Origin of the sequence: Micromonospora sp. ANENR4 (genome assembly GCF_015354395.1) — a bacterium.
In the GTDB taxonomy this organism is placed as follows: Bacteria; Actinomycetota; Actinomycetes; order Mycobacteriales; family Micromonosporaceae; genus Micromonospora; species Micromonospora aurantiaca.
In genome coordinates, this window is record NZ_JADKYQ010000015.1 from 110,928 (window position 1) to 133,088 (window position 22,161).

Below are 22,161 nucleotides of genomic sequence, written 5' to 3' on the forward strand. Positions count from 1 at the left end.
TCCTTTCCTCTTGGGTGGGTTACTAGGCGGGCTGGTGGGTGCCGAGGCCGAGCTGGTGGCCGATGACGGGCCCGCGGTGCACAGCGGCGACGGCGGCGGGCAGATGTCGGCGTTGCCAGCCACGCAGGGCGGCGGTGAGGTCAGCTCGGTACTTGCGGTGCTGAGTGAGGGCGGCAGCGAGGCCGGCAGCTTGTTCGATGCCGTTGTTGGCGCCGCGCGCGGTGTGCGGGCGCACGGGGGCGAGGGCGTCGCCGAGCAGAACGGCGTGACCGGCGCCGACGGGCCAGACCATGCGCTGCGGTGGGGTGATGTCGAGGACCGGTACCGCCATCCGGGTGGTGGTGGCGTGCACGACGGCGGCATGGTCGGCCGGGAGGAGCAGGTCGGCGTGGGTGTCGACGTGGGCGCGGGCGGCGGGGCTGACGTGCCGGGGCAGGGCGAAGACCCGGCGGGTGGGGTCGGCGCCGAACCGCTGCGCGTACTCGGTGCGGGTGCAGTTGAGGTAGAAGGTCCAGTCGCATCCTCCGGCTACCGGGGCGAGGTTGAACTGCACGCCCGGGCAGGGCTGCAACCGCAGGAAATCCCGCAGGCCGGGCTCGGGGGCGATGTCGGCGACGCCGCGGTGGGCGACGTAGCCCGCGTACCGCAGAGCCCGCTCGGGATCCAGCAGCCGGCGGCCGGTGGAGGACCGGCCGTCGGCGAACACGACCAGGTCGGCGGCCGCGGTGTGGCCGTCGCGGAACCGCAGCACCGGCCGACCGGCCTGCTCGGCCAGGGCGGTGACCGTCATACCGGTGTGCAGGACACCGGCGGGCAGGCGGCGGATCAGCGCCTGGTGCAGCAGCGTCCAGGTGGTGTTCCGCCCCGGATAGGTACGCCGGATCGTCTCGGCCGGCTGGCGGTCGCGGACGGTCATTTGAACGATGGCCTCGGAGTCGTGGGCCACGAACTCGTGCTGGCCGATGTCGAGGCGGTCGAGCACGTCGAGGGCGGGGTGTTCCAGGCCGATGAGGCCGCCGCCCAGCGGCGCGGACGCCGGCGCGGCCTCGAAGACGGTGACGTCGTCGAATCCGGCGTGCAGCAACAGCAGCGCGGTGACCGGGCCGGTGATACTGCCGCCAATGACGGCGATGCTGGGCTGGCGGCCGGAGGACGGCCTGGTGGCGGATCTCATGAGAGGGGTTCCCTTCTGGAGGGCGGGAAACCCGGGCACGGCCGTGCCCGGGTGTGCGCGAGTGCGCGGGTGGCCGGGCATCGGCCAGGTGGTGCCAGTGAGAAGGCGGGTCAGCGACGGTGGACCGCGGACCCAGGTCGGCCGCCTTGATGCGGCGGGCGGATGGAGGTTCGGAAGGCGCGGTGCCGGACGGCGTCCGCTGGTGCGCGAGGTGCGACCGGGCCGGCAGGGCGGCGCGGGAAGGTGTGGTCTCGGCGGGTTAGCGGCCGGGCGTGGTGAACGGAGGCGGCACGGGAAGGATCCGCCGGGCCCGCTGCAGTACCTCGTCGGCGACCGTGATCAGCGGTGTCGCGTCCGGGGGCGTGGCTGGGGTTGTGCGGTGCCAGCCACTACCGGGGCTGCTCGCGATGATCGTCCAGGTGAACAGCGGGGTGAGGACCTCAGCGACCGCCGTGCTCTGCGTGGCGTAGCTATCGCGGCAGACCCGAACCCGCAGGACGTACCCGTCGATGTGGTGCACCCGGGTCAGCTCGTAGGTGCCGTGGCCGCGCTGGTGGAACACCTCGTCAACGATCACCGCGACCGGCCCTCTGGGTCGGTGGCGCGGGTCGTCGCCTCGGACGCGACACGGTTCCAGGGCCACTGGTAGGCGCCGATGGCGTAGCAGCGGTTGGCGTCCGGGACGACCCGGTCGTGCTCGACCCAGCGGCTGTCCAGGCCGTCGTCGTCCTCCCACTCGACGGTGACCTCGTCGCCGTCGAACCGCAGCCGGGGATGCTCGCCGGGCATGTCACCGGGGTGGAGGGCGTCGAGGTGGGCGGCCATGCGCTGCACCGCGAACCGGGGGAAGCGGCACAGCACCCCGGCGCGGGAGAGGGTGGTGTAGCCGGTGGCGACCATGGCGCGGTAGGAGCCGCCGCCGACCACGTCGCAGGTCACCGTCGCCGGGGCCCAGGTGGCAAGCGGCGGGGTGATGTCGCCGCGGCTGCGGACGATGCGGTAGCGGACGTCGCTCGCCGGGTCCGGGTGCAGCCCGAACCAGCGCATCTCGTGGCGGCGGGCGCAGCGGAGCAGGTCGAGCAGGTCTCGGCGGCCGTCGACGTGTTCGGTGTGCAGGGGCAGGAATCCGTGTCCGTCGTCGGTAGGGATCGGGTTGCCGGTGGCGCCGGTGGCGGTGTGGGTCCAGGTTTCGGCGCGGACGCGGTGGTCGGCGCCGTCGGTGTCGTACCAGCGGGGGACGCCGTTGGAGGACAACCAGTCACCGTCGGCGTCGTGGGACCAGATGAGCGCGGCCTGGTCCGGGACGCCGGCCCGATACTGCTGCCGGATCCGGCGGTGCGCGCAGGTGGCGGCGGCGTGTTCGGCGAGCGGCAGGACGTCGTCGACGCGGAACCACAGTCGCTCGGACATGGCGAGGAAACCTCCTGAGGGTGGAAGAGGGAACGGCTGGCCACTTCGCTGGCCGGGCTTGCGGGGCGCCCCGACCCGGGGCGCCAGGTGGTGCGCACGGGGCCGGCACCGGATCCGCCGCTGCTGCGGCCCGGGCAAGCTGAGAGAGGCGGCTGCAGAGCGCCGGCCCTCGGCGCGGGGTGCAACGGGGGTGGAGCCGGTCAGGGCTGGCGCCGACCGTAGGGGATGGGCCGTGGTGCCCGACCGGTTCCGGTGCGGTGGTACTACAGGGCGACGGCGAGCAGCCGCTGGTCGGTCTCGACGGTGTCGAGGTACCGCATCGCCTGCTCGAGGTAGGTCACCCGGTGGGTGAGGGCATCGCTTGCGGGTGCGAGTTTGTGCCCGTCCGCCGTGAGCAGAGCGTCGCCGCACACGGCGGTGGTGGCGCTGTAGTGCTGGTAGGCCATCGGGCCTGCCTGGAACATCTCCAGCTCCCCCAGGGAGAGGTGGCCGGCGCCGTAGCTGGCCGCGTTGTGCATCCGCATCGCGTTGACGCGGGCCTGGTGGTGGAAGTCCGCCTCGGCCCGCTCGCGCGGGTAACGGGCGGGATCCGCCAGATGGCGGGCCAGCAGGGTCGGCCACGGGGTGGCCGGCCGGGTGCCATGCACGACCCGCTGCCAAACCTCGTGTCGAATGCCAGCGCCGACGCCGGCGGCGTGCCGCATGGCGGCGAGGTCGAGCAGCTTGACCGGCCCGCCAGCGCAGTACACCGGACGTCCCTTCCGCGATGCGACCAGGTCACGCCGCTGCCACAGCCACATGCCCGGGATGGCCCAGAATCGGGGCTGCAGGGTGCCGGACACGCCGAAGTGCCGGGCGAGCTGGGTGACGGTCAGCGCCTGCGACGGCAGGCCGTCGGGCAGGCAGACGATCATGGTCTTGATCGTCGGGGTCGGCGTGACCACCGGGCGGGTGGGCGCCGTCGTGCTGGCGGTGTTGGCTGCGGAAGCGGGCTTGCGGCCCGGGCGGGGCGTCACCGACGGCACGCGGGTGCCGTAGCGGCTCAGCGGAGTCGCGGCACCGTTGGTTGCGGTCATCCGGGGTTCCTCCTCCGGTTGGGATGGGCTGTTGGGCGCGCGGAAGCGGCCGGCCCACCGGGTACATGGGTCGGTTCGGGACGAACAGGGGTTGGGTGCAGCGGAGTGGCTGCTGGTGGAGCGGGGGTGCGAGTGGTGCGGTGCGACTTCGGGGTCGCCGCGTGGCGCGGGCGCCGACCGGCCGTGAAGGCGGGTGGGCGGAGCGCACCGTGGGTGCGGCGGTGGTTCCCGAGGTGGGACCGGACCGGGTGCAGCGATGTGTGGGTGAAGGTGGTGTCGATGACGGTAGCGGCCGAGTCTGTCAGCGCCGGCCACCGCCATGATCGTCGGCAGTGCGGTTGACCTGGACCGTCAGACGCTTGCCCGATTCTGCGACCGGTTGCCGGCGAGATTGTGAGACTTCGCCGGCCTTACCACCGCCCTGCGCGCGTGGTCAGCCGAAGCTGCACGCTTCACGACTCCCGTCGGGTGCGGAGCTCTCAACTGCCCGCAGGCGGGATGTCTCCTGGCAACAGCAGCCGGAGTTGCTCGGATGTCGGTGCCGGTATGTCGGCGAGCCGCTCAGCTTGCCGTTCGATCATGGCGCCGAACAGCTTCCGTGCGCCGCGCCCATTGCCGAAGTCCGGTTCGTGGACGGCCTCGGTGAGCCGCTCCAGCAGGGCTGCGCTGGTCGCCTCCGCCAGGTCGTACCCGTGCTGGCCGGCCAGCCCGCAGACGATGGCGACCAGTTCGTCGGGGGTGTAGTCGACGAACTCGATGGTCTTGGTAAATCGTGAAGCAAGGCCGGGGTTGGTGGCCAGGAACCCGTCCATCTCGGCGGCGTACCCGGCGACGATCACCACGACCTGGTCCCGGTAGTCCTCGATCAGTTTGACCAGGGTGTCGATTGCCTCCAAGCCGAGGTCTGAGCCGGTGCCGAACTGGCGGGCCAGCGTGTAGGCCTCGTCCACGAAGAGCACGCCGCCGAGCGCACGCTCGAACACCGCGGAGGTTTTCAGGGCGGTGCTGCCCAGGTATTCACCCACCAGGTCGACCCGGGCCACCTCGACGACCTGCCCTTTCGACAGTATGCCGAGCTGGGCGAGCAGCCGCCCGTAGATGCGCGCGACGGTCGTCTTCCCGGTACCCGGCGGACCGGTGAAGACGAGATGCCGACTCAGTGGCGGTACCGGCAGGTCGGCACGCCGCCGCTGCTCATTGACCCGGATCAGGTTGACCAGCATTCGTACCTCGCGCTTGACCGCGGCCAGTCCGATCATGGCGTCCAGTTCCGCCAGCGCCGCATTGACGCTGGTAGCGGCGTCAGCATCGGCCGAGCGACCGCCGTCAGCGTGATCCGGATCCCCGTCACGGCCGATGTCGGCCGCCGAACCAGGCGGCTCGTGCGACTTCTCGTGCGGGTGGGAAGCGCGTACCGACACGAGCGGTCGGTCAGCGCCCCGCACCAGTTCGCCGGCGATGCTGACGAACTCGCACCCGTCGATCAGTACCGGAGCGTCGGAATCCACCTGGACGCCGTCCCCGCCGCAGTCGCGCACCACTCCTGCCCGCATGTCCAGCCGGGACTGATCCCGCAGCACCACCGCTGAACCAGTCGTGCCGGTGACCGTGCAGCGGTCGAGCCGCACGCTGGCCTGCCCCGCCCCGACCACACCGACCACGCCGCCGGAAACCGTCGCGTCGGTGAGGCTGATCGAGATCTTCTCGGCCCCGACCACGCCCGCTGGCGCGCCCTCTACCCGCACCGTCGTCCCGGTGAGCCGGCCGGAGCCCCCAGCGGCTATCCCGCTTTGTGACGCACCCCGAACAGTGGCGCCCTCGATGCGGACGTCCGCATCAGCGGCGCCATCGAGCACGATCCCACCCTCACCACCGCTGACCGTCAGGTCGGTGAAGGTCGGCCCACCGCCCTGCACCCGCACGCCGTACCGGGCCGGGTTCTCAATCTGGACGTTTGTGTACCGGCCGGACGCGGCCTGGATCAGCAGTGCGTCGTCCCGTGCATCCCGCAGCACTGCACCGTTGATCTCTGGTGTTGCTCCGTTGACCGCGGCGACAGCGGGTAGACGGCTGGAGGTGACGCTGCAATCGGAGAACGTGCCCTGCGCGCCGTTGACGTAGATCCCATTGCGGTCAACCCGTTCAATGCGACAACGGCGGACGTCTGGCTCGGCGCCGCCGGAAACCTCGACGCCGCAACCTTCCAGGTCCGTCAGCTCGCAGTCCTCGACCACTCCACCAGCCGAGCCGCTGAACTGCAGCCCGCTGCCCCGGCCGCCCGAGATCCGGCACCGGCGTACCGTCGGGCGGGAACGGCCACTCGCCACCACGGCTGTTTGCCGTACGCCGATGAAGTGGCTGTCTTCTACCGTGCCGCGTCCGCCCTCGAACGCCTCGAAGCCCTGAGCGACATTCTGGACATGGCAGTGCCGCACGACCGGTTGGCTATCGCGTTTGGACAGCACGGCGTACTCGTCGAAGTCCCACAACCGGCAGTGTTCGACGAGTCCGCCGGAGTCGATGAGGGCCACGCCGCGGCGCATCCCATGGAAATGGCAGTTGCGCAGGTGCGCCGCACCCCGCTCGCTGATCACAGCGTTGACCGCCTGCCCGGTGACGGTGCACGAATCCAAGGTCAGAGTTCCAGCGACCACCGAGACAGTCGCTGGCGCATCGGAGTTCCATGTCCGCAGAACGAGACCCTGCAGCGTGACTCTCGCACCCTCGCAGTAGAACGCAGGTGCGGCGTCCCGGTTCTCTACTGTGACTGCGCCGGGCGCAGCCGCACGAATAGTGACGTCCTTCGCGTGCACTGCGACCTGCCCGTCGTAACGGCCCGGCTCCACCACGATCAGTGCGCCGTGGGGGGCAGCCGCTACCGCCAGGGCGATTCCGCGGTACGCGTTCGGCCGGGTCAGCGACACGACAAGTGTCGGTACCCCCATCACCATCGTCTTCCCCCGCGTCTAGCCACCGCCATGTAGGGCGGTAGACACGCCGGAAGCATAGATCTCTCATGACACCGGCCGCCTCGCTGGGCGACGTCCTGTTCGCTGGGGGCCGATGCCCCGCAGCCGGTAGAGACCCGGGCGGACACGTGATGGTCGGCTTGGCGACCGGCTTGCCCGCAGACCCTGATCTCCGTTCAGATGCCACCTATGAATCAGTCGAGGCCGCTGAAGTCATCCGCGGTGTCGGGGAAGCGGTGCGGGTTGGTGGCCGGGTTGTCCGGGCCGTGGTCGCAGGGCAGTTCGTGCAGCCAGCGGCGCGGCCCGGGGTCGGTGGTCAACGTCCAGGCAGGCCCGGCGGGGTGCTCGCCGTGAAGGCCGGTGGCCACGGGCATGGCGGTGGGCACCCCGGCGAGGGCGTCGAGGAGGTGCTGCTCGCGGCGGCGGCCGGGGACGCGCAGCAGCACCGGGTACCGGGGCCCGTAGCGGGCGAGCTGCTCGTAGGCGCGCAGCTTCCGCAGCACGGTACCGAGGGGTTCGGTGCCATTGTCGTGTTCGAGGAAGAACCCGACGGTGCGCCCTCCGGCGTGCCAGATGCCGTGTCCGTCGGGCTGGACACCGGTGCCGCTGCCGGCGGCGTAGGAGGCGGCGGCGAAGGCGGCGGTGGTGTGCTGTTCGGACCACCACCGCGCCAGCCGGGCGTTTCCGTCGGTGCGGGCGTAGCCGAGCAGGTCGATGAACAGCTGGTTGGTGCCGAGCAGGTGGGGCAGGCGGCGGCTGCCGATGATGCGTTCGGTGCGGTCGATGCTGGTCCGGGGAGCGCGGACGCCGGCGTGGTTCGGGTCGTTGAACTGGGTGGGGTGGACCACGGTGCCGAGCGGTCCGAGGGTGTAGAGGTACTGGCCGCTGCCGGTGGTGACGTCGACGAACCGGCTGACCGCCTCCATCTGGTGCAACTGGGCGAGTCGGAGCCGGGCCGAGCGACGCGATGGGAACAGCGCCGTAGTGATCTGGTCGGTGGACAGCACGTAGTGCTCGGCGAGCCACCGCAACAGCTGATGATCACGGGCGGTCAACCGACGAAGCCGGGCAAGACGAGCACGACGAGACGACGACCGGGAACCAGGCGAAGAGGCGGAGGAAGAGGCAGAAGCCGAGCGGGAGACGGAGTTGTTGGTGGACACGGTGGATGCTCCAAGCGGAAGAGGAGTCCCTCCGAGGGAGGGTGTCTGAGTTCGGTGAGGTGGTCACCGGAGGCTGGACACGGCCGGTGAGCGGCACTGACAGACCCGGACGGCCGGATCTGTCAGTGCGGTGTGATGATCGGTGGTGAAGGGCTGGTGAAGCCCGCACGGAAGGGGCGACCGGGACTCGGTCGACCTCGGTCGACCGATCTGTCGATCTTGCTTCAACCGTCCTGCGGCGTTCAGGTGTTCGCCTTCGGAGCGCTCTTGCCACGGGACCGGCGGTTGTCGTCGGGTCGGGCCGAGAACCGGTCGACGAGGTCGTCGATCGCGCTGGTGTCCTGCGCCGGAACCGCTTCCGCTGCGGCCTGACGGATCGCCGTCGCCTCGCCCACGACCGGCTTCGGCGGCCGGGTCTTGAGGGTGAACGCCGGCGTCTGCCGCCCACCGACGACGAGGCGCCCGACAGCGGTATAGGCGTCCAGGTGCGTCAGGTCGTGCTCGTCGAGCTCGGGCAGCGTGTGCCGGGCGAGCACACGGGCGTCCTCCGGCGCGACGGAGAAGTACAGCTTGTTGCGGGCGTTCGCCGACGCCGCTGCCAGTAGGTCCTTCGGGAACTGGGCCAGGTCCTGGTGCGCGAGGACCATCGACAGCCGGTACTTCCGCGCTTCCGCCAACATCGAGTCGAGACTGTTGGCGAGGGTCAGGAAGTTCTGACACTCGTCGATGATCAGCGTGGCGTCCCGGCGTCTGTCGGCGGGCACGCTGGCGCGGGCGGTGGCGGCCTGCCACACCTGGGCCAGCACGAGGGAGCCGAGGAGCTTGCTGGTGTCCTCGCCGAGCTGGCCTTTCGGGATTCTGACGAGGAGGGCACCCCCGTCGAGGACCTTGCCCATGTCGAAGCTGGACCGGGGGTAGCGCATGGTGCGCTTGACGAAGTCGCGCAGCAGGAACGCCCGCAACCTCGCGAGGACGGGACCGATGACCTGGGAGCGTAGGGCCGGGTTGAGCTGGTCGTACCACTGCCAGAACCCGGACAGGCCGGCCGGGTCGTCCAGGCCGACGGTCATCGCGCTTCTGAACTGCGCGGAGTTGAGCAGGGGCGGGATGTGCTGGAGGGTGACGTTGGCGTGCCGCAGCAGGGTCAGGCAGGCCACCCGCATGACGTCGTCCATCCGCGGCCCCCACGCCTTGGCGAAGATGTTCCCGAAGATCGACACGAGGTTGTCGACGACCAGGTCGGGGTCGTCGCCGGACAGCGGGTTGAGGGTGGGCGGGTTGGGCTGGTCGGGGTCGAACAGCACCACCCGCCCGGCGACGCTGGCGGGGAGCCGGTCGAGGATGTCGAGGACCATGTCGCCGTGCGGGTCGATGACCACGGTGCCCCGGCCTGCGGTGATGTCCTCGACGGACATGTTGACCAGCAGGGTGGTCTTCCCGGAGCCCGTCGATCCGACCACATGCAGGTGATACCTCGCATCCGCCACGGACAGGGCCACCGCGTGGCCACCGACTTCGGCGTCACCCAGTACCTTCGTGCCTCGGCCGCCGGTCGGTACCGCCACCGGGGCGGGCATGGACTTCGCCCGCGCCCGATCCAGCCCCGGCACGGCCAGATCCCGCGGCAGCGCGGCCAGGACGGCCAGCTCGGGGGTGGAGGCCAGGAACCCTGATCCGAGCCGCCGTGTGGCCAGCACGGCCACCGGCTGCGCCATCCGCGCCCGGTGCGCGAGGCGGTTGCGGCCGGCGTACACGGCGAACGACGAGGCGACCGCGTCCGCGATACCGCGTAGCCTGGCCTGCGGCCGGGAGCCACCACGGTGGTTGTTCTTCGCGACGGCGTAGCGGATACCGATCGTCCACAGCGGCTGGGCGGTCTTGTCGAGGATCGCCCGCACGTCCCGCTCCACACCGGGATCCCGGCGGCCGGCCGGCTGGCCGCCGCTGCGGGTGGTGGTGCGGCCGGGAAGAAACGCCTCGATCAGCCACAGCAGCGGCGCGGCGGGATCGATGGCCGGTACGGCCGTTTTGCCGTCGCGGAGCCGGCCGGCGGCGCGGCGGGCGCGTGCGGCGCGGCGGGGGGCGGCGGGGCGGGCGAGGATCTGCACGCAGGCGTACTCGTCCGATTTGAGCTGCGACCCGGCGGACATCAGCGCCCGCAGCGGGTCGTTGTCGTGGTCGGTGTTGATCGGTAGCCACTCCGCGGCGGTCGGGAGCAGGTGGCCGCCGACGGCGGCCGGCATGTCGAGTGGGATCGGCCACGGGGCCTGGTCGTCGGTGGTGCAGGCGGCGCCGGGCCAGGCGGCCCGCACGGCGGCCTCGACCGCCCCGGCCGGCACTGTGCCAGGCACCCAGATCGAGATGAGGAGCTGCCGGCCGGTCCAGGTGTACTGCCACACCACGTGCGGGCTGCCGTACAGCAGCCGCCGTCGGCGCGACGGGGTGAGCGTGCCGTGCAGGTTCGCCCACAGCGCGGCGGCGCTGTGCGGGTCGACCTCCGGTGGTGGGGCGACCGTGACGAGGCGGGCCCGGTCGGCGTGGCGGCGGTGCCGCCACCCGTCGAGCAGGTTGCGCCCGGCGACGTATGTGACCAGCAGGGCGGCGGCGACGCCGAGCAGCCATGGCCGGTCCACCGCCCAATCGGCGGCGTGCAGAACCCAGCGCGTGGGCGCGCTCGGCGGGGCAATGACACCGGCGCCCGGCCCGGACGGACTGGGCGCCGGTACCGGCGATGCGACAAGGGACGGTGTCACAGGTCCTCCTCCCCGTCGTCGAGGTCGGCGAGGTCGGACGGCGTCGTGGTCGCGAGAAGATGCTCGGCTTGCGAGGAGATCGACTCGAACGCGGTCCGGTTGGTGCCGGAAATCAGCAGACCGTGCCCCACCCGGGCCGACAGCAGCATCCGCCGTTCCCCGGCGGTCAGGCCGAACGCGTCGGCGACCTGGTCGATGGCCTGCGGGGCCTGCTTGAGCAGCACCTGCGTGGCCGCATTCGACACGACAGCGTGGCCGAGGTCGGTGCCGAGCACGTCGGCGACGTCCTGGGTGATGACCGACAGGCCGGCGTTGCGCTTGCGGCCGGCCTTGCTCATCTTGAACAGGAACCGGGCGCCCTCGCCGTCGCGCATCAGCAGCCACGCCTCATCCACCACCACCAGCCGCCGGCCTTGCGGGCGGGATCCTTCGGGGGACCGCCGCCGATATTGAGGTGGGAGGTCGACCTGCCGCCAGATCTCGTCCAGCGCGAGCAGGGTGCCGACGGTGCGCAGTTCGTCCGGCAGGTGCCGCAGGCTCCAGACCACGAGGTGCCCGTCCGGGCGGGTCGTGGTCGGTGAGTCGAACAGGTCGGAGAACGAGCCGGCCACCCACGGCGCCAGCCGGGCGGCCAGCTCGTGGGCGGCCGGGTTGTCGTCGGCCCGCAGTGTCGCGGCCAGATCCTTCAGCAGGGGAGCGGGCCGGTGGTGGGTGGCCGGGTCAGCGGTGATGCCCGCCTGCCGGTACACCTGCAGGATCGCCCGGTCCAGGGCGGCGCGCTCTGCGGGTGGCGGCACCTGCCCCAATAGGACGCTGATCAACGTGTGGAGGAACAGGCCGCGGCGGGTGAGCACGTCCGGTCGGTTATCCCCGATTGGCAGGTCCAGGGGGTTGATCTTCACGCCGGGTGCGCCGAGCCGCACGATGGTCCCGCCGACCGCGTCGGCAAGGCGGAGGTATTCGTCCTCGGGATCGACGACGGCGACCTGCACCCCCTGGTAGAGCTGGCGGAGGATATCGAGTTTCACGAAGTAGGACTTGCCGGCGCCGGAGCGGGCCAGGATCACGCTGTTGTGGTTCTCCTGCGCCCACCGGTCCCACCAGACGATGCCCTGGGAGTCCGGGTTGACCCCGTACAGCACCCCGCCGGTGGTGGCCGGGTCGCCGGGCAGCGGCGCGGGCAGATCCGCGCTGGCGAGAGGGAACGCGGCAGCCAGGGCTTGGGTGTCCATGGTGCGGCGCATCTGCAGACTGTCGGTGGCCAACGGGAGGGTGGTGGTCCAGCCGGGCAGGTGCCGCCACGTCGCGGGCTGCACCTCGATCAGGGTCGACGCGGCCGCGGCCTTCACCTGCGCGCACGCGTCGAGGAGTTCGGCTTCGGTGCGGGCGTGCACGGTCAGGTACAGGCCGACGCGGAACAGCTTCGCCGCCCCGCGGGCGAGGCGTTCGGCGAGGTCGGCGGCGTCGTCGGCGGCGGCCTCCACGGACGGGTCGGCCAACTTCCCTTTCTCGGCATCGGCCCGCCGGGACGATTCGAACCGGGCGCGCTGGTTGCGCAGCCGGGACGCCGCCACCGGGGCGGGGATCGGGTCGATGTGCAACGCGAGGTCGAGGCGGCCGGGCCAGGACAGCAGTGGCTCCAGCCACGCCGGCCCGACCTCGGCCGGATACCCGGTCACCACCAGGGTGGCCGCGTAGCCGTCCCCGACTCGCAGGAACCGCGGCGTCACCTCCACCGAGGCAGGAGCTACCGTCGCCGCGAGTCCCGCGGACGGCGGGCTGGTGCTGTCGTCGTTCCGGGTGCGTCGGCGCTTGACGGTGATCACGGTGTCCTCCTGGTGCGTGGCCTCCTCGCCGGAGGCGCGGTGATGGTGGTGTCGGGTGCGGCGAGGCTGCCGGGGCGGGGCGGCCGGTAGGGGTCGGCCGCGGCGGCCAGGGCGGCGGTGGTGGCGTGGCCGTCCAGGGCGCGGGTGGTGACGCCCAGCCCGGACAGGGACCGGACCGTCTGGTCGGCGCGGCGCCGGGCGGCGTGCTCTCCCCGTTCGCCGCTGGTGGTGCGGGTGACGATGAGGACCTGCCGGCGTAGCGGGTCGCGCCGTTCGGCGAGGTCGTCGAGGAACCGTGCGTGGTCGGCTGCCGCGTCGGCGAGAGCTGGGTGCGGTGTGGCCTCTGCCGCCTGGGCGAGGGTGCGGGCGGCGGAGTGCAGGTCGACCGGCTGTGCCGACACCACGATCTGCGTCGGCGTGGACAGGCTGTTGAGCCACCGGCCGAAGGTGTCGATGAGGGCGGCCTGCTCGTCGGCGGTGCGCAACGCGAGGTTGACGCTGGTCGCCGCGACCATCGCCGCCTTCACACCGCCGAGGCTGATCTCCCCGTGATCGTCGATGGCGTCGGCAGGCAACTTCAACGGAGCCGGCAGCATCACCCTCGACGCCGGGATCTCCACCCATTCGGGCGTCCTCGCGGTGGTGTCGGTAGTGGACAGAGCACGTGGTGCCCGGGAGTGGCGGACCGCGGCGGTCAGCCACACGTCCATGGGCAGTCCGTCGCGGCGGCCGGCCGCGAGGCCGAACACCAGGCCGCCGAGGACGACAGCGGCGCCGAGTAGCACCGGTGCGGGCACGATCGCGTGGAGGGCGCGCCAAGCGCCGTAGAAGATGACGGCGGCGACGGCGAGGATCGCGAGTTGCCGGAACGTCAGCCCGTAGAGCACCTTGTCCGGCGCGTCCACGTCGGCGGGCATCCGGGCGGCGACGGCCTGTTCGTCGCGGTGGTCGCGGTTCATCGTCGCACCGCCCCAAGGCCGGGGAGGCGCAGCCCGCGGGTGAGTTGCTGCACCACGACGACCCGCACGACCGCGCCGACCGGGTTGCCGCCGTGCCCGCCTGCGCCGCTGGTGGCGTAGCGGCGCATCAGCGCAGGCACCTTGACCGTGGTCCACAGCAGGACCATCACGACGAACAGGTTGAGCGTCCCGCCCGGTTCGACCGGCAGGCCCAGCAGCGGCATCATGGCGCTGGTGTCCAGCAGCATCCACTGGCCGGCGAACAGCACGAACGCCTGCACCACCGGGATCGCCAGCATGGCGACGTACGACCGCCACCACAGGCGGGCCACACCCTCGGTTTGCGGCAGGGCGTGGCACGCGAGGGCGATCGGAGCGACCGCGGTGAGCACCAGCGCGACCGCGAAGCGGACGATCACACTGCAGGCCGTGGCGGCGAGCAGGACCACGATGATCGCCAGGCAGACGACGAACAGCAGACCGGCGCTCTGGTCCCGCGCGGCCATCAGGTGGGTCTTGACGGCGTCGAGGGCCCCGTCACCGTTGAAGTCCTGCGCGGTCAGGGCGGTGGTGAACGCGTTCGCGACCTCGATCAGCGTGCCGGCGATCAGCTGCGAGAAGTGGGCGGTGACGAACCCGACGACGCACCGCGGCAGGAGATCCTTCGCGGTGTAGCGGGCGCGTTCGTCGCCGCCGGCGACCATGGTGAGAACACCAGCGGTGACGAACGCCAGGACGAAGACGGTGTCGACGACCCAGACTGACCGTCCGGTCAGGGCCTGCACCTGCGGCAGGCTGGTGACGTCCGGGGTGATCAGCAGTGCGCGGGTGATCGCGGTGATGAGCCCGTTCAGGCAGTCCAGCAGCAGACCGGCGAACCAGTCGAGGATTTGGTTGAGCGCCCAGGCCATCGTCAGCCTCCGACGATTCCCTGAACGACCCTCAGCAGGACGGGCGCGAGCACGGCCAGGCCGTAGCCGATCAGGGCGTTCTTCAGCGCGCCCTTGGCCTTGTCGACCTGGACGGGGTCGCCGCCGGCGGTGGCCCAGTACACACCGGCCAGGACCAGGAACAGGGTGGCGACGGCGGCCAGGATGCCCATCACCCAGGCCTGCAGGTTGGCGATGACGGTGGGCAGGTCGTTGACGGCCAGGATGACCGGCTCACCGGCGTCGCCGTAGGCGACGGCGGGCACGGCCAGCATCCCGAGGGCAGCCGCGGCGGGCGCGGCGACCCGGGCGACGCGGCGAAGCGTGGACAGCGCGATGGTCAGAGCACGAGAACGTGCCCACAACGTGGGGAACATGGGTGGCTGCACCTCCCGCACCGGCTCACGGCCGGCGCGATCGTCGAAACGGCGGTCGGGGTGCCGCCGCCGGGCTCGGGAGACACATGCCGGACAGGGGAGCGCGGTGAACCTCGGGAGGAGCTCGTCCTCCCGTTCGGGTCAGCGGTCATCGATGAGGTGTCAGCGCATCAACGTGGCGCGGCACCCGAGGCACCCGGTCCCGTGTCAGCCCTATGTCCCGGCCCGACGGCGGGCGAAACCAAACCTCCGCATGACGCCGTGGTGGCGCCGGAGGAGTTCCGCACCCTCAAACCGGCGTTTGTGAGCCCTGGCGAACACCTGCCTGTCCCACAGCGCTCCGACACCACCTCACAAACCTCTAACGACCCTGGCCTGCACGCCCTTTCGTGCGAGCATGCCGCTGGTGACGGAACCGCCTCTCAGCATCGGCGCCGGAACCTCACAGCCGCCTCCCCGACATTCCCTGGATGCCGTGGTGAGAGTCCCGACAGCCCGGCCCACCTCCCGGGTACGGCGGTTCGCCGCCGTACCCGGGAGGTGGGAACCGGTTGCCGATGCGGCATGGCAGGGTCGCCGCACACGGTCGCGGGCCCGACCAGATGGCCGGGCCCGCGTCGGGGCGCTCAACGGGGGATGGCCCCTCAGGCAGCTGCTAGCTTCACCCGCGCGGCGGCCGGTCGCGGACCGGCGCCGCGGGAGGCCCGAATGTGTTGTCGTCGCTCGGCTGCCGCGGCGAGGTCCTCCTGCACCCGCGATGAGATCACCTCGGTGAGAAGCCCGGCGGCGAGCGCTTCGGCGATGCGCACGTCGATGCGCTCGACGCGCCGCCGCAGCGTGTCGACCTCCATGCCGAGCCGGGCGGCCATGGGTTCGATGGCCCGCCGGCCCAGCCGCAGGTCGATGTAGGGCTGCTCATCGCACTCGTCGATGATGCCCACCTCGACGGCGCGGCGTACGAGGAGGTTTGGATGCCCGTAGGGCCGCCTCGGAGTACGCGGGCCGGTGACGTGATCGAGGTCGTCCACCGGCACGGCCTCGGCGCCAGCACGCTGCCGCAGTTCATGGCCGGCCCGCCACGCGGCCATGCACAACGCCGCGTAGGGCGCCGGGCGGGCCAGGTCGACCCGGTCGCGCAGGGCGGTCAGGAAACCGGTGAGGATCTCGGCGTCCAGGTCGTGGGCGTCGCCGGCCCAGCCGGTATGCAGTCGGCCGGCGTAGCGGCGCAGCGCCGGCATCGCCAGGGCGACCGCGGCGATGACCCAGGCCGGCCCGTCGAGGCGGGCGCGGCGGATCAGCTCCCGCCACACCACGTCGCGCACCGTGTAGGCGCGGGGATGCTCCAGCAGCCACTGCCGCAACGCCGGCAGCGCGATGACACCCCTGGGTAGACCGGTGTCATCACCGAGCTGCCCGACAAGCGAATCGAGGTCCAGGGACAACGGGTCGGGGTCGCAGGTCAGGTCGGCGAAGGCGGTGTCCACGGCGTCCAGAGGCGAGTCGGGCCAGCCGGTGGCGGAGGAGGTCATGTCCGGAACTCCCATGTCAGAGACGAATGTCGATGACGGGCCGAAGCGGCAGCCGGCACGCCTGACCGCCATTGCGCCACCCCGGCCTCACGGACCCCTGACAACGCAGGCTGGCCGACATGGACACCGGGTCGACGCCATCAGTCGCCTCTGGCGACACCACCGCTCACCGACGACCGACGTCGACGTCCAGCGCTCTGATACGCCACGCTGACCTGCGCTCTGACACGACCAGAGACGGACGGACACGCTCCGCAGCTGCGGCCGGATGAGAGGACGCGCCATCGCGGCGCGGGTCCGACGACGCATCCCAGCCCGTTTCACAGCGCTGGACAGCGAACAGTGACAGACCGCGATCGGCTGGACGCCCCGCCGCCTGTCGGCGGCCACGGGGCGTGGGGTGCGCCGGCATGCCCCGGCTGACAGCGTCCGTCCGCCGGGCCGTGACGGTCTGACGAGCCGCCGTCCGAATGACAGCTTCGGAGCCGGTGCCCCCGGTGACGCCGTTGCTGTCCGGCGAAGTCGGACAGCGGTCTGACAATGCCGGCCAGCACCCCGTGTCATTGGCGTACGCCGCTGGCATGGCCGAGGTGGCCGTGACACTGGGCGGCTGACAGAACTGGGTCGATCGTCGGCTCTGGCAGCCTCCCGATATTGATCCGACCCATGGAGTCGGCGCCCGCGTGAACATCCGGGAGCCCATGGACAGCTAAGCGGACGGGAACCGGCTGTCAGAGATTCGTGAGATCACCGTGAGATTGGCAGGTGTTCGCCACGGCTGACAAACACCGGTTTGAGGGTGTCAGCGCACCACGGCGCGGCGCGGAGCCGACACCACATGAGCGAGCACACGCCGCAGCACCACAACCCGCATCCCGATCCCACCGTCGACACCGGCCCGCTGGCCGCGGTCGACCCCACCACGATCGACCTGGTCGCCGGTGACCCGCCGGTACCGCTCACCGTCTGGCGCACCGCCCGTATCCCGGGCGACGCCGGACGCAGCATCGGCGCCCGACTGGCCGGCCGCCTCATCGCCGCCTACAGCCGCCCCGGCGAGGCGGTCGTCGACGTTACCGGCGACCACGCCCTCACCCAGGCCTGCGCGGCCGGAGCGCGCCGTCACCACCCGGCGTGGTTCACCGACGCGTGCAGCCTGATCATCGGCCCGGCCACCGCGGCCCCGCCCGCCGGCACCACCGGCGGCGGCGCGGAACCGGGGGAGGAGGACGACCTGCCCGAGATGGGCGCCTGGTTCGGTGACGATCTCACCGACCCGCAACTGCACCCGCCGACCGGCACGGCGGCCGACCCACCACCCGGCGGCTCCCTGCAGCAGGCGACCAGTCTCGTGGTCGCCTGCTGGCCCCTGCACGAGCACGCCGCCGCCAACCGGGTCCGGCTGGCGTGGCTGCTGACCGCCTGCGCCGCGCTGCTGCAACCGGGCGGCTGCCTGATCCTCGTCGTCACCGTCCCGGCCGGCATCACCGCCGGCCCGGAGGACTTCTCCGGCGTGGTCCAGGCCGCGGCCGGCGTCGGACTGGGCTACCTGCAGCACCTCGTCGCCGTCACCGCCGACACCGACGGCGACGCGTTCGTCTACCACGTCACCGACGAGGAACTGCTCACCCTCACCACCACCGACCAGCGGTGGCAGATGGCGCACCTGCGAGTCCACGCGGACCTGATGGTCTTCAGCCAGGCCCAGGGCCAGCGTCACGCCCCGCGCTGGCGGGCCGGGCGCGAGGGCGGTGGTCGCCGTGGCTAGGCACCGCGCAGACACCGCCGGCGACCCCAACGAGCAGAGCACGCCGGCTGCCTCGACGAGCACCGGCCCGACCGGAGGTCATCAGTCTGCTGCCGGCCCGGAGGCCCTGTCAGTGTGGGCGACCGCCCAGGCCACCGGCCCGGTCCAGCGCCGAGGCCGCTACGTGCGCGAGTCCGTGCAGCACCCGGCACGGATGCTCCCCGCGATCGCCGCGCACGCCGTCGCCGCCTACACCCGACCGGGGGACCTGGTGCTCGACCCGATGTGTGGGATCGGCACCACCCTGGTCGAGGCCATCCACGCCGACCGCGACGCGATCGGCGTGGAGTACGAGTCACGCTGGTCCGACATCGCCGACGCCAACATCAAACACGCCCACACCCAGGGTGCGACCGGCCGTGCCGGCGTCATCCGCGGCGACGCCACCAGCATCCTGTCGCTCGTACCCGGGGCCCTGGCCGGGCAGGTCGCCCTCGTGGTGACGTCGCCGCCGTACGGACCGACCGTGCACGGCCTCGTCCGGCCCGGCGCCGACGGCGTGGCCAAGTTCGACAACGCCTACAACGACGGCACCGACCGCGGAAACCTCGCCTACCGCGACCTCACCGGACTCGCCGACGGGTTCGCCCAGATCCTCACCGGCTGCCACACCCTCCTGCGCCCCGGCGGGGTCGTCGTCGTGACCGCCCGACCGTGGCGCAAGCACGGCGAACTGGTCGACCTCCCCTCGGCCGTCATCGGCGCCGGCATCCGGGCCGGACTCACCCCCGTCGACCGGTGCGTGGCACTGCTCGCCGCCGTCCGCGACGGCGGGCTCGTCGCCCGGCCGTCGTTCTTCCAACTCCAGGCCGTCCGCAAGGCCCGGGCGGCCGGCACCCCCATGCACCTGATCGCACACGAAGACGTCCTCGTGTTCAGCAAGAGCCAGACCGATTCGGGTTCAGGAAGTCTGAAGGACACCCTCGGGGGAGGGATGGTCGCGTGAGTAGGCCTACCCACCGCCACCCGAGTCGCGCGGCGGGACGGTACAGCTGCTGCCGTCTGCTGTTGGCCGCGCGCGGTGAGCCCTCGCAGTTCGACGCGGCGGAGGTGCGTGATTGACCACCGACCCGCACCGCGCATCGGATCGCTGTGCACCGGATACGGCGGCCTCGACATGGCCGTCGAGCTGGTGCTCGGCGGCCAGCTCACCTGGTACGCCGAAACCGACCGGCATGCCGCCACCGTCTGCGCCCACCACTGGCCCGGGGTGCCGAACCTCGGGGACATCCGCACCATCGACTGGACCGACGTGCCGCCCGTCGACATCCTCACCGCAGGCTTCCCCTGCCAGGACATCTCCAACGCCGGCAAACGCGCCGGCATCACCGGTGTCCACAGCAACCTGTGGACAAGCGTCGCTCACGCTGTTCGCGCTCTTCGACCGCCCGTCGTCTTTGTGGAAAACGTCGCCGCCCTCCGCACACGCGGACTCGACGTCGTCCACGCCGACCTGGCCGCGCTCGGGTACGACACGAGCTGGCTATGCCTACGCGCATCCGACATCGGCGCCCCGCATCGACGGGACCGGCTGTTCCTGCTCGCCACCACCGGAGAGGGGAGAAGAGATACGAACGCTGCCGACACCCTGTGCCCCGTGACGGCAAAGGACCCGGGCACCAGCGCGGTCTGCCCGACGTCGTCGCCTCGAGCGGCATCCGCCACCAGCTGTTGCCGACCCCACGCGCGAGCGACACCGGCACCCCCGGCCGCCGCGCAGGTGACGGTTTCCGACCGCCGCTGTCACAGGTGCTCCTCCCCACGCCGCGCGTGACGGACAGGCAGAAGGATTGCCCCGGAAAGAGCGGCTCCCACGAGGACGTCCCCCTGCCATCTCTGGTGCCTGGCCTATCGAAGCCCCGAACCTCCTACACGGGAAGCGCCGGCCACCATGGCGACAAAGACCCCGACCTACGCGCCGCCCTCGCCCAGCTCAGCAGCGGCGCGCTCGGAAGACCCGACGAGACCACGTGGCAGATCTACGCCCCGGCGATCGCACGCTGGGAGCTTCTGATCGGCCGCCCCGTTCCCGCGCCCGCCCAGCCCGGCCAGCACGGCAAGCCCGTGCTCGCACCGCCGTTCGTGGAATGGCTCATGGGCCTACCCGCCCACTGGGTCACCGACCCCACCCTCGATCTCCCACGCACCGGCGCGTTGCGCGTCCTTGGCAACGGCGTCGTCCCCGCCCAAGCGGCCACCGCCCTGCGCCTTCTGCTGTGCCGCCACCACTGACCACCCGCGGGCTCTTCGCAAGCCGACCAGGCATCCACCCGCGAAGAGCCCGCCCCACCCGCGCCTGCGAGGAGCCCACCGTGCGCGACAACCCGCCCCGCCCACTACGGCGCCCACCGCCGCCACCCACACCCGCCCACGCGACAGGACACCACGACGAGCAGGAACCCCGCCTCTACACACCAGCCGAAGCCGCAGCGCTGCTGCGCATCCCGGAATCCTGGCTACGCCGCCGCGCCGGGCGCCGCCAAATCCCCTGCACCTTCCTCGGCAAACACCTGCGCTTCTCCGCCGCCGACCTCGCCGCCCTCATCACCGCAGCAGCAGAACCAGCCACCGGCCGCCGCACCCACCGGCGCCGCCACCCGCCAGCGCCGACTTGACCCAACCCGCGAAGTCACGCGTCCATCACCGACGCACCGCACCCGCACCGAATGGAGTAACCCATGGCCTGGGTGGAACAACGCGGCATGAAGTTCCGCGTCCGCCTCCGCATGACCGACGGCACCGTCACCACCGACTCCACCCATGACCGGCGCGCCGACGCCGTCATCCGCGCCAAAGAAATCGACGTCGAAGTCGCCCGCGACACCTTCATCGACCCCCGCGGCGGACGCATCCCCCTCGCCGAATGGGTGCCCATCTGGGAGTCCACCCACCAGGCAGCCCCCGCAACCTGGGCCGCCTACCGCAGCCACCTGCGGCTGCACATCCTGCCCACCCTCGGCCCGCTACCCCTGGTCGACATCCGCCGCCAACACATCAAGACCCTTGCCGTCGCCCTCGGCAAACGTCTCGCACCCCGATCCGTCGCCGACGTGATCATGGTCTTGTCGATGGTTCTGCAAGAAGCCGTAGAGGACCGCCGGATTCCCTTCAACCCCTGCCGAGGAATCCGCATCCCCAAAGGCATCCGCGCCGAACGACCCCACGCCACCGCCGAACAAGTCGCCGCCATCGTCGCCCGCCAAAGTCGACCCTCCGACGGCCTCATGATCCTCACCGCCGCCTACACCGGCATGCGCTGGGGCGAACTCGCCGGCCTGCACCGAGACAACCTCGACCTCACCCTCGGCAGCATCTACGTCCACCCCGACACCGGCGCCCTGCACGAAGTCGAAGGCAAGCTGTACCTCGGCCCACCCAAAACCAACGACTCCGTCCGCCACATCCGCCTACCCCGCTTCCTCACCAACCTCCTCGCCACCCACCTCGCCGAACACCCTCACCACACCGTCTTCCCCGGCGCCCGCGGCTACCACCAACGCCGCTCCAACTTCAACCGCCGCGCCTGGACTCCCGCCCTCACCGGCGACCCCCAGCGAGACATCCCGCCGATCCTGCCCGGCATGCACTTCCACGACCTACGCCACACCCACAAGACCTGGCTCATCGAAGACGGCATCCCCGAGATCGCCCAGGCCCGACGGCTCGGCCACCGCCTCGCCGGAGTCCGAGGCATCTACAGCCACGTCACCGAACCCATGATCACCAACCTTGTTGACGCGCTGCAGCGACGCTGGGAGACAACCCAACCCGACCGCCCCAACAGCACGCTGCGGCATCTGCGACCGGTCGCTTGATCAGGCTGCTGAGGTGCGCATAGGTGCCCAGCCGATAGGGGCCACGCCATCTCGCCCCAGCACTGGACGTGGGCGAGCACTGGTTGAGCGGGGGTGTTGTGCCGCGCATTCGCGGACACTAGCACCGCTGCGGAGAGCACCTGAGACTCCGCCGTCAAGCCTGGTTCGCGCAGCTCAGCGCCGACGGCTGGACCCTCCTCGAGCCGTACGTGTTCGACAAGCGGCGCCACAAGCCCGGCGATGTGGCCGCCTCCGTCGGCACGTTCCGACCGACCCGCACCAGCTGACCGGCCACACCCACGGTCACCTACCCGACAACGGGCAGGGCGGCAGCCGCATCCCAACCATCATCGACACGACACGTCACGTGGGGA

General features: G+C 71.5%; 18 protein-coding genes. 6 read left to right on the forward strand and 12 right to left on the reverse strand.

Annotation, left to right across the window (positions count from 1 at the left end; all coding sequences use genetic code 11):
* Positions 1-22: 22 nt before the first annotated feature.
* The 12 genes from IRY44_RS25005 to IRY44_RS25060 form a co-directional block, all read right to left on the reverse strand.
* Entirely contained in the window at positions 23-1,174 is a 1,152-nt protein-coding gene (locus IRY44_RS25005) for an FAD-dependent monooxygenase (protein WP_194802653.1), read from the reverse strand.
* A 259-nt stretch (positions 1,175-1,433) separates the two neighbouring features.
* A complete protein-coding gene (locus IRY44_RS25010) occupies positions 1,434-1,751 on the reverse strand; it encodes a hypothetical protein (RefSeq protein ID WP_116509040.1) in 318 nt (105 codons plus the stop codon).
* Positions 1,748-2,584, reverse strand: a complete 837-nt coding sequence (locus IRY44_RS25015) for a hypothetical protein (protein ID WP_194802654.1) — start codon at positions 2,582-2,584, stop codon at positions 1,748-1,750. Before IRY44_RS25015 ends, IRY44_RS25010 begins: the two co-directional genes overlap by 4 nt.
* Positions 2,585-2,847: 263 nt before the next feature.
* Positions 2,848-3,660 carry a hypothetical protein gene (locus IRY44_RS25020; RefSeq protein ID WP_194802655.1) on the reverse strand — a complete coding sequence of 271 codons (813 nt, stop codon included), beginning with the start codon at positions 3,658-3,660 and terminating at the stop codon, positions 2,848-2,850.
* Between the two features lie 479 nt (positions 3,661-4,139).
* Entirely contained in the window at positions 4,140-6,584 is a 2,445-nt protein-coding gene (locus IRY44_RS25025) for a right-handed parallel beta-helix repeat-containing protein (protein ID WP_194802656.1), read from the reverse strand.
* A 239-nt stretch (positions 6,585-6,823) separates the two neighbouring features.
* Positions 6,824-7,660, reverse strand: coding sequence for a replication-relaxation family protein (locus IRY44_RS25030; protein WP_228532749.1), 837 nt, complete (start codon positions 7,658-7,660; stop codon positions 6,824-6,826).
* Positions 7,661-8,034: 374 nt separating this feature from the next.
* Positions 8,035-10,545 (reverse strand): helicase HerA domain-containing protein, encoded by a 2,511-nt coding sequence (locus IRY44_RS25035; protein ID WP_194802658.1) that lies wholly within the window; start codon positions 10,543-10,545, stop codon positions 8,035-8,037.
* Complete coding sequence (locus IRY44_RS25040; protein WP_370585009.1) at positions 10,542-12,368, reverse strand: VirB4 family type IV secretion system protein; 1,827 nt, start codon at positions 12,366-12,368, stop codon at positions 10,542-10,544. The genes IRY44_RS25035 and IRY44_RS25040 overlap by 4 nt, the downstream gene beginning before the upstream one ends.
* Positions 12,368-13,330: a PrgI family protein gene (locus IRY44_RS25045; RefSeq protein WP_194802660.1), complete on the reverse strand. Its 963-nt coding sequence runs from the start codon at positions 13,328-13,330 to the stop codon at positions 12,368-12,370. Before IRY44_RS25045 ends, IRY44_RS25040 begins: the two co-directional genes overlap by 1 nt.
* Positions 13,327-14,241, reverse strand: a complete 915-nt coding sequence (locus IRY44_RS25050; RefSeq protein ID WP_194802661.1) for a conjugal transfer protein TrbL family protein — start codon at positions 14,239-14,241, stop codon at positions 13,327-13,329. The genes IRY44_RS25045 and IRY44_RS25050 overlap by 4 nt, the downstream gene beginning before the upstream one ends.
* Positions 14,242-14,243: 2 nt before the next feature.
* Positions 14,244-14,636 carry a pilin gene (locus IRY44_RS25055; RefSeq protein WP_013285002.1) on the reverse strand — a complete coding sequence of 131 codons (393 nt, stop codon included), beginning with the start codon at positions 14,634-14,636 and terminating at the stop codon, positions 14,244-14,246.
* A gap of 644 nt (positions 14,637-15,280) precedes the next feature.
* Positions 15,281-16,165, reverse strand: coding sequence for a hypothetical protein (locus IRY44_RS25060; RefSeq protein WP_194802662.1), 885 nt, complete (start codon positions 16,163-16,165; stop codon positions 15,281-15,283).
* 838 nt (positions 16,166-17,003) lie between these two features.
* Between IRY44_RS25060 and IRY44_RS25065 the strand changes: the two genes are divergently transcribed.
* The 6 genes from IRY44_RS25065 (at position 17,004) to IRY44_RS25090 (ending at position 21,787) form a co-directional block, all read left to right on the forward strand.
* On the forward strand, positions 17,004-17,933 hold the full coding sequence (locus IRY44_RS25065; RefSeq protein WP_194802663.1) for a hypothetical protein: 930 nt from the start codon (positions 17,004-17,006) through the stop codon (positions 17,931-17,933).
* Positions 17,917-18,918: a DNA methyltransferase gene (locus tag IRY44_RS25070; protein ID WP_194802664.1), complete on the forward strand. Its 1,002-nt coding sequence runs from the start codon at positions 17,917-17,919 to the stop codon at positions 18,916-18,918. The genes IRY44_RS25065 and IRY44_RS25070 overlap by 17 nt, the downstream gene beginning before the upstream one ends.
* A 108-nt stretch (positions 18,919-19,026) precedes the next feature.
* A complete protein-coding gene (locus tag IRY44_RS25075; RefSeq protein ID WP_194802665.1) occupies positions 19,027-19,746 on the forward strand; it encodes a DNA (cytosine-5-)-methyltransferase in 720 nt (239 codons plus the stop codon).
* Positions 19,743-20,204: a hypothetical protein gene (locus tag IRY44_RS31355; protein ID WP_194802666.1), complete on the forward strand. Its 462-nt coding sequence runs from the start codon at positions 19,743-19,745 to the stop codon at positions 20,202-20,204. Before IRY44_RS25075 ends, IRY44_RS31355 begins: the two co-directional genes overlap by 4 nt.
* Before the next feature lie 80 nt (positions 20,205-20,284).
* Complete coding sequence (locus tag IRY44_RS31360) at positions 20,285-20,587, forward strand: helix-turn-helix domain-containing protein (RefSeq protein ID WP_194802667.1); 303 nt, start codon at positions 20,285-20,287, stop codon at positions 20,585-20,587.
* A 63-nt stretch (positions 20,588-20,650) separates the two neighbouring features.
* Positions 20,651-21,787: a site-specific integrase gene (locus IRY44_RS25090; RefSeq protein ID WP_194802668.1), complete on the forward strand. Its 1,137-nt coding sequence runs from the start codon at positions 20,651-20,653 to the stop codon at positions 21,785-21,787.
* Positions 21,788-22,161: the final 374 nt, after the last annotated feature.

What these genes read in the sequence shown, in the direction of transcription:
- IRY44_RS25005 (WP_194802653.1), bottom strand. Translation starts at nt 1,174, where the DNA reads ATGAGATCCGCCACCAGGCCGTCCTCCGGCCGCCAGCCCAGCATCGCC.
- IRY44_RS25015 (WP_194802654.1), bottom strand. Translation starts at nt 2,584, where the DNA reads ATGTCCGAGCGACTGTGGTTCCGCGTCGACGACGTCCTGCCGCTCGCC.
- IRY44_RS25020 (WP_194802655.1), bottom strand. Translation starts at nt 3,660, where the DNA reads ATGACCGCAACCAACGGTGCCGCGACTCCGCTGAGCCGCTACGGCACC.
- IRY44_RS25045 (WP_194802660.1), bottom strand. Translation starts at nt 13,330, where the DNA reads ATGAACCGCGACCACCGCGACGAACAGGCCGTCGCCGCCCGGATGCCC.
- IRY44_RS25050 (WP_194802661.1), bottom strand. Translation starts at nt 14,241, where the DNA reads ATGGCCTGGGCGCTCAACCAAATCCTCGACTGGTTCGCCGGTCTGCTG.
- IRY44_RS25055 (WP_013285002.1), bottom strand. Translation starts at nt 14,636, where the DNA reads ATGTTCCCCACGTTGTGGGCACGTTCTCGTGCTCTGACCATCGCGCTG.
- IRY44_RS25060 (WP_194802662.1), bottom strand. Translation starts at nt 16,165, where the DNA reads ATGACCTCCTCCGCCACCGGCTGGCCCGACTCGCCTCTGGACGCCGTG.
- IRY44_RS25065 (WP_194802663.1), top strand. Translation starts at nt 17,004, where the DNA reads ATGAGCGAGCACACGCCGCAGCACCACAACCCGCATCCCGATCCCACC.
- IRY44_RS25090 (WP_194802668.1), top strand. Translation starts at nt 20,651, where the DNA reads ATGGCCTGGGTGGAACAACGCGGCATGAAGTTCCGCGTCCGCCTCCGC.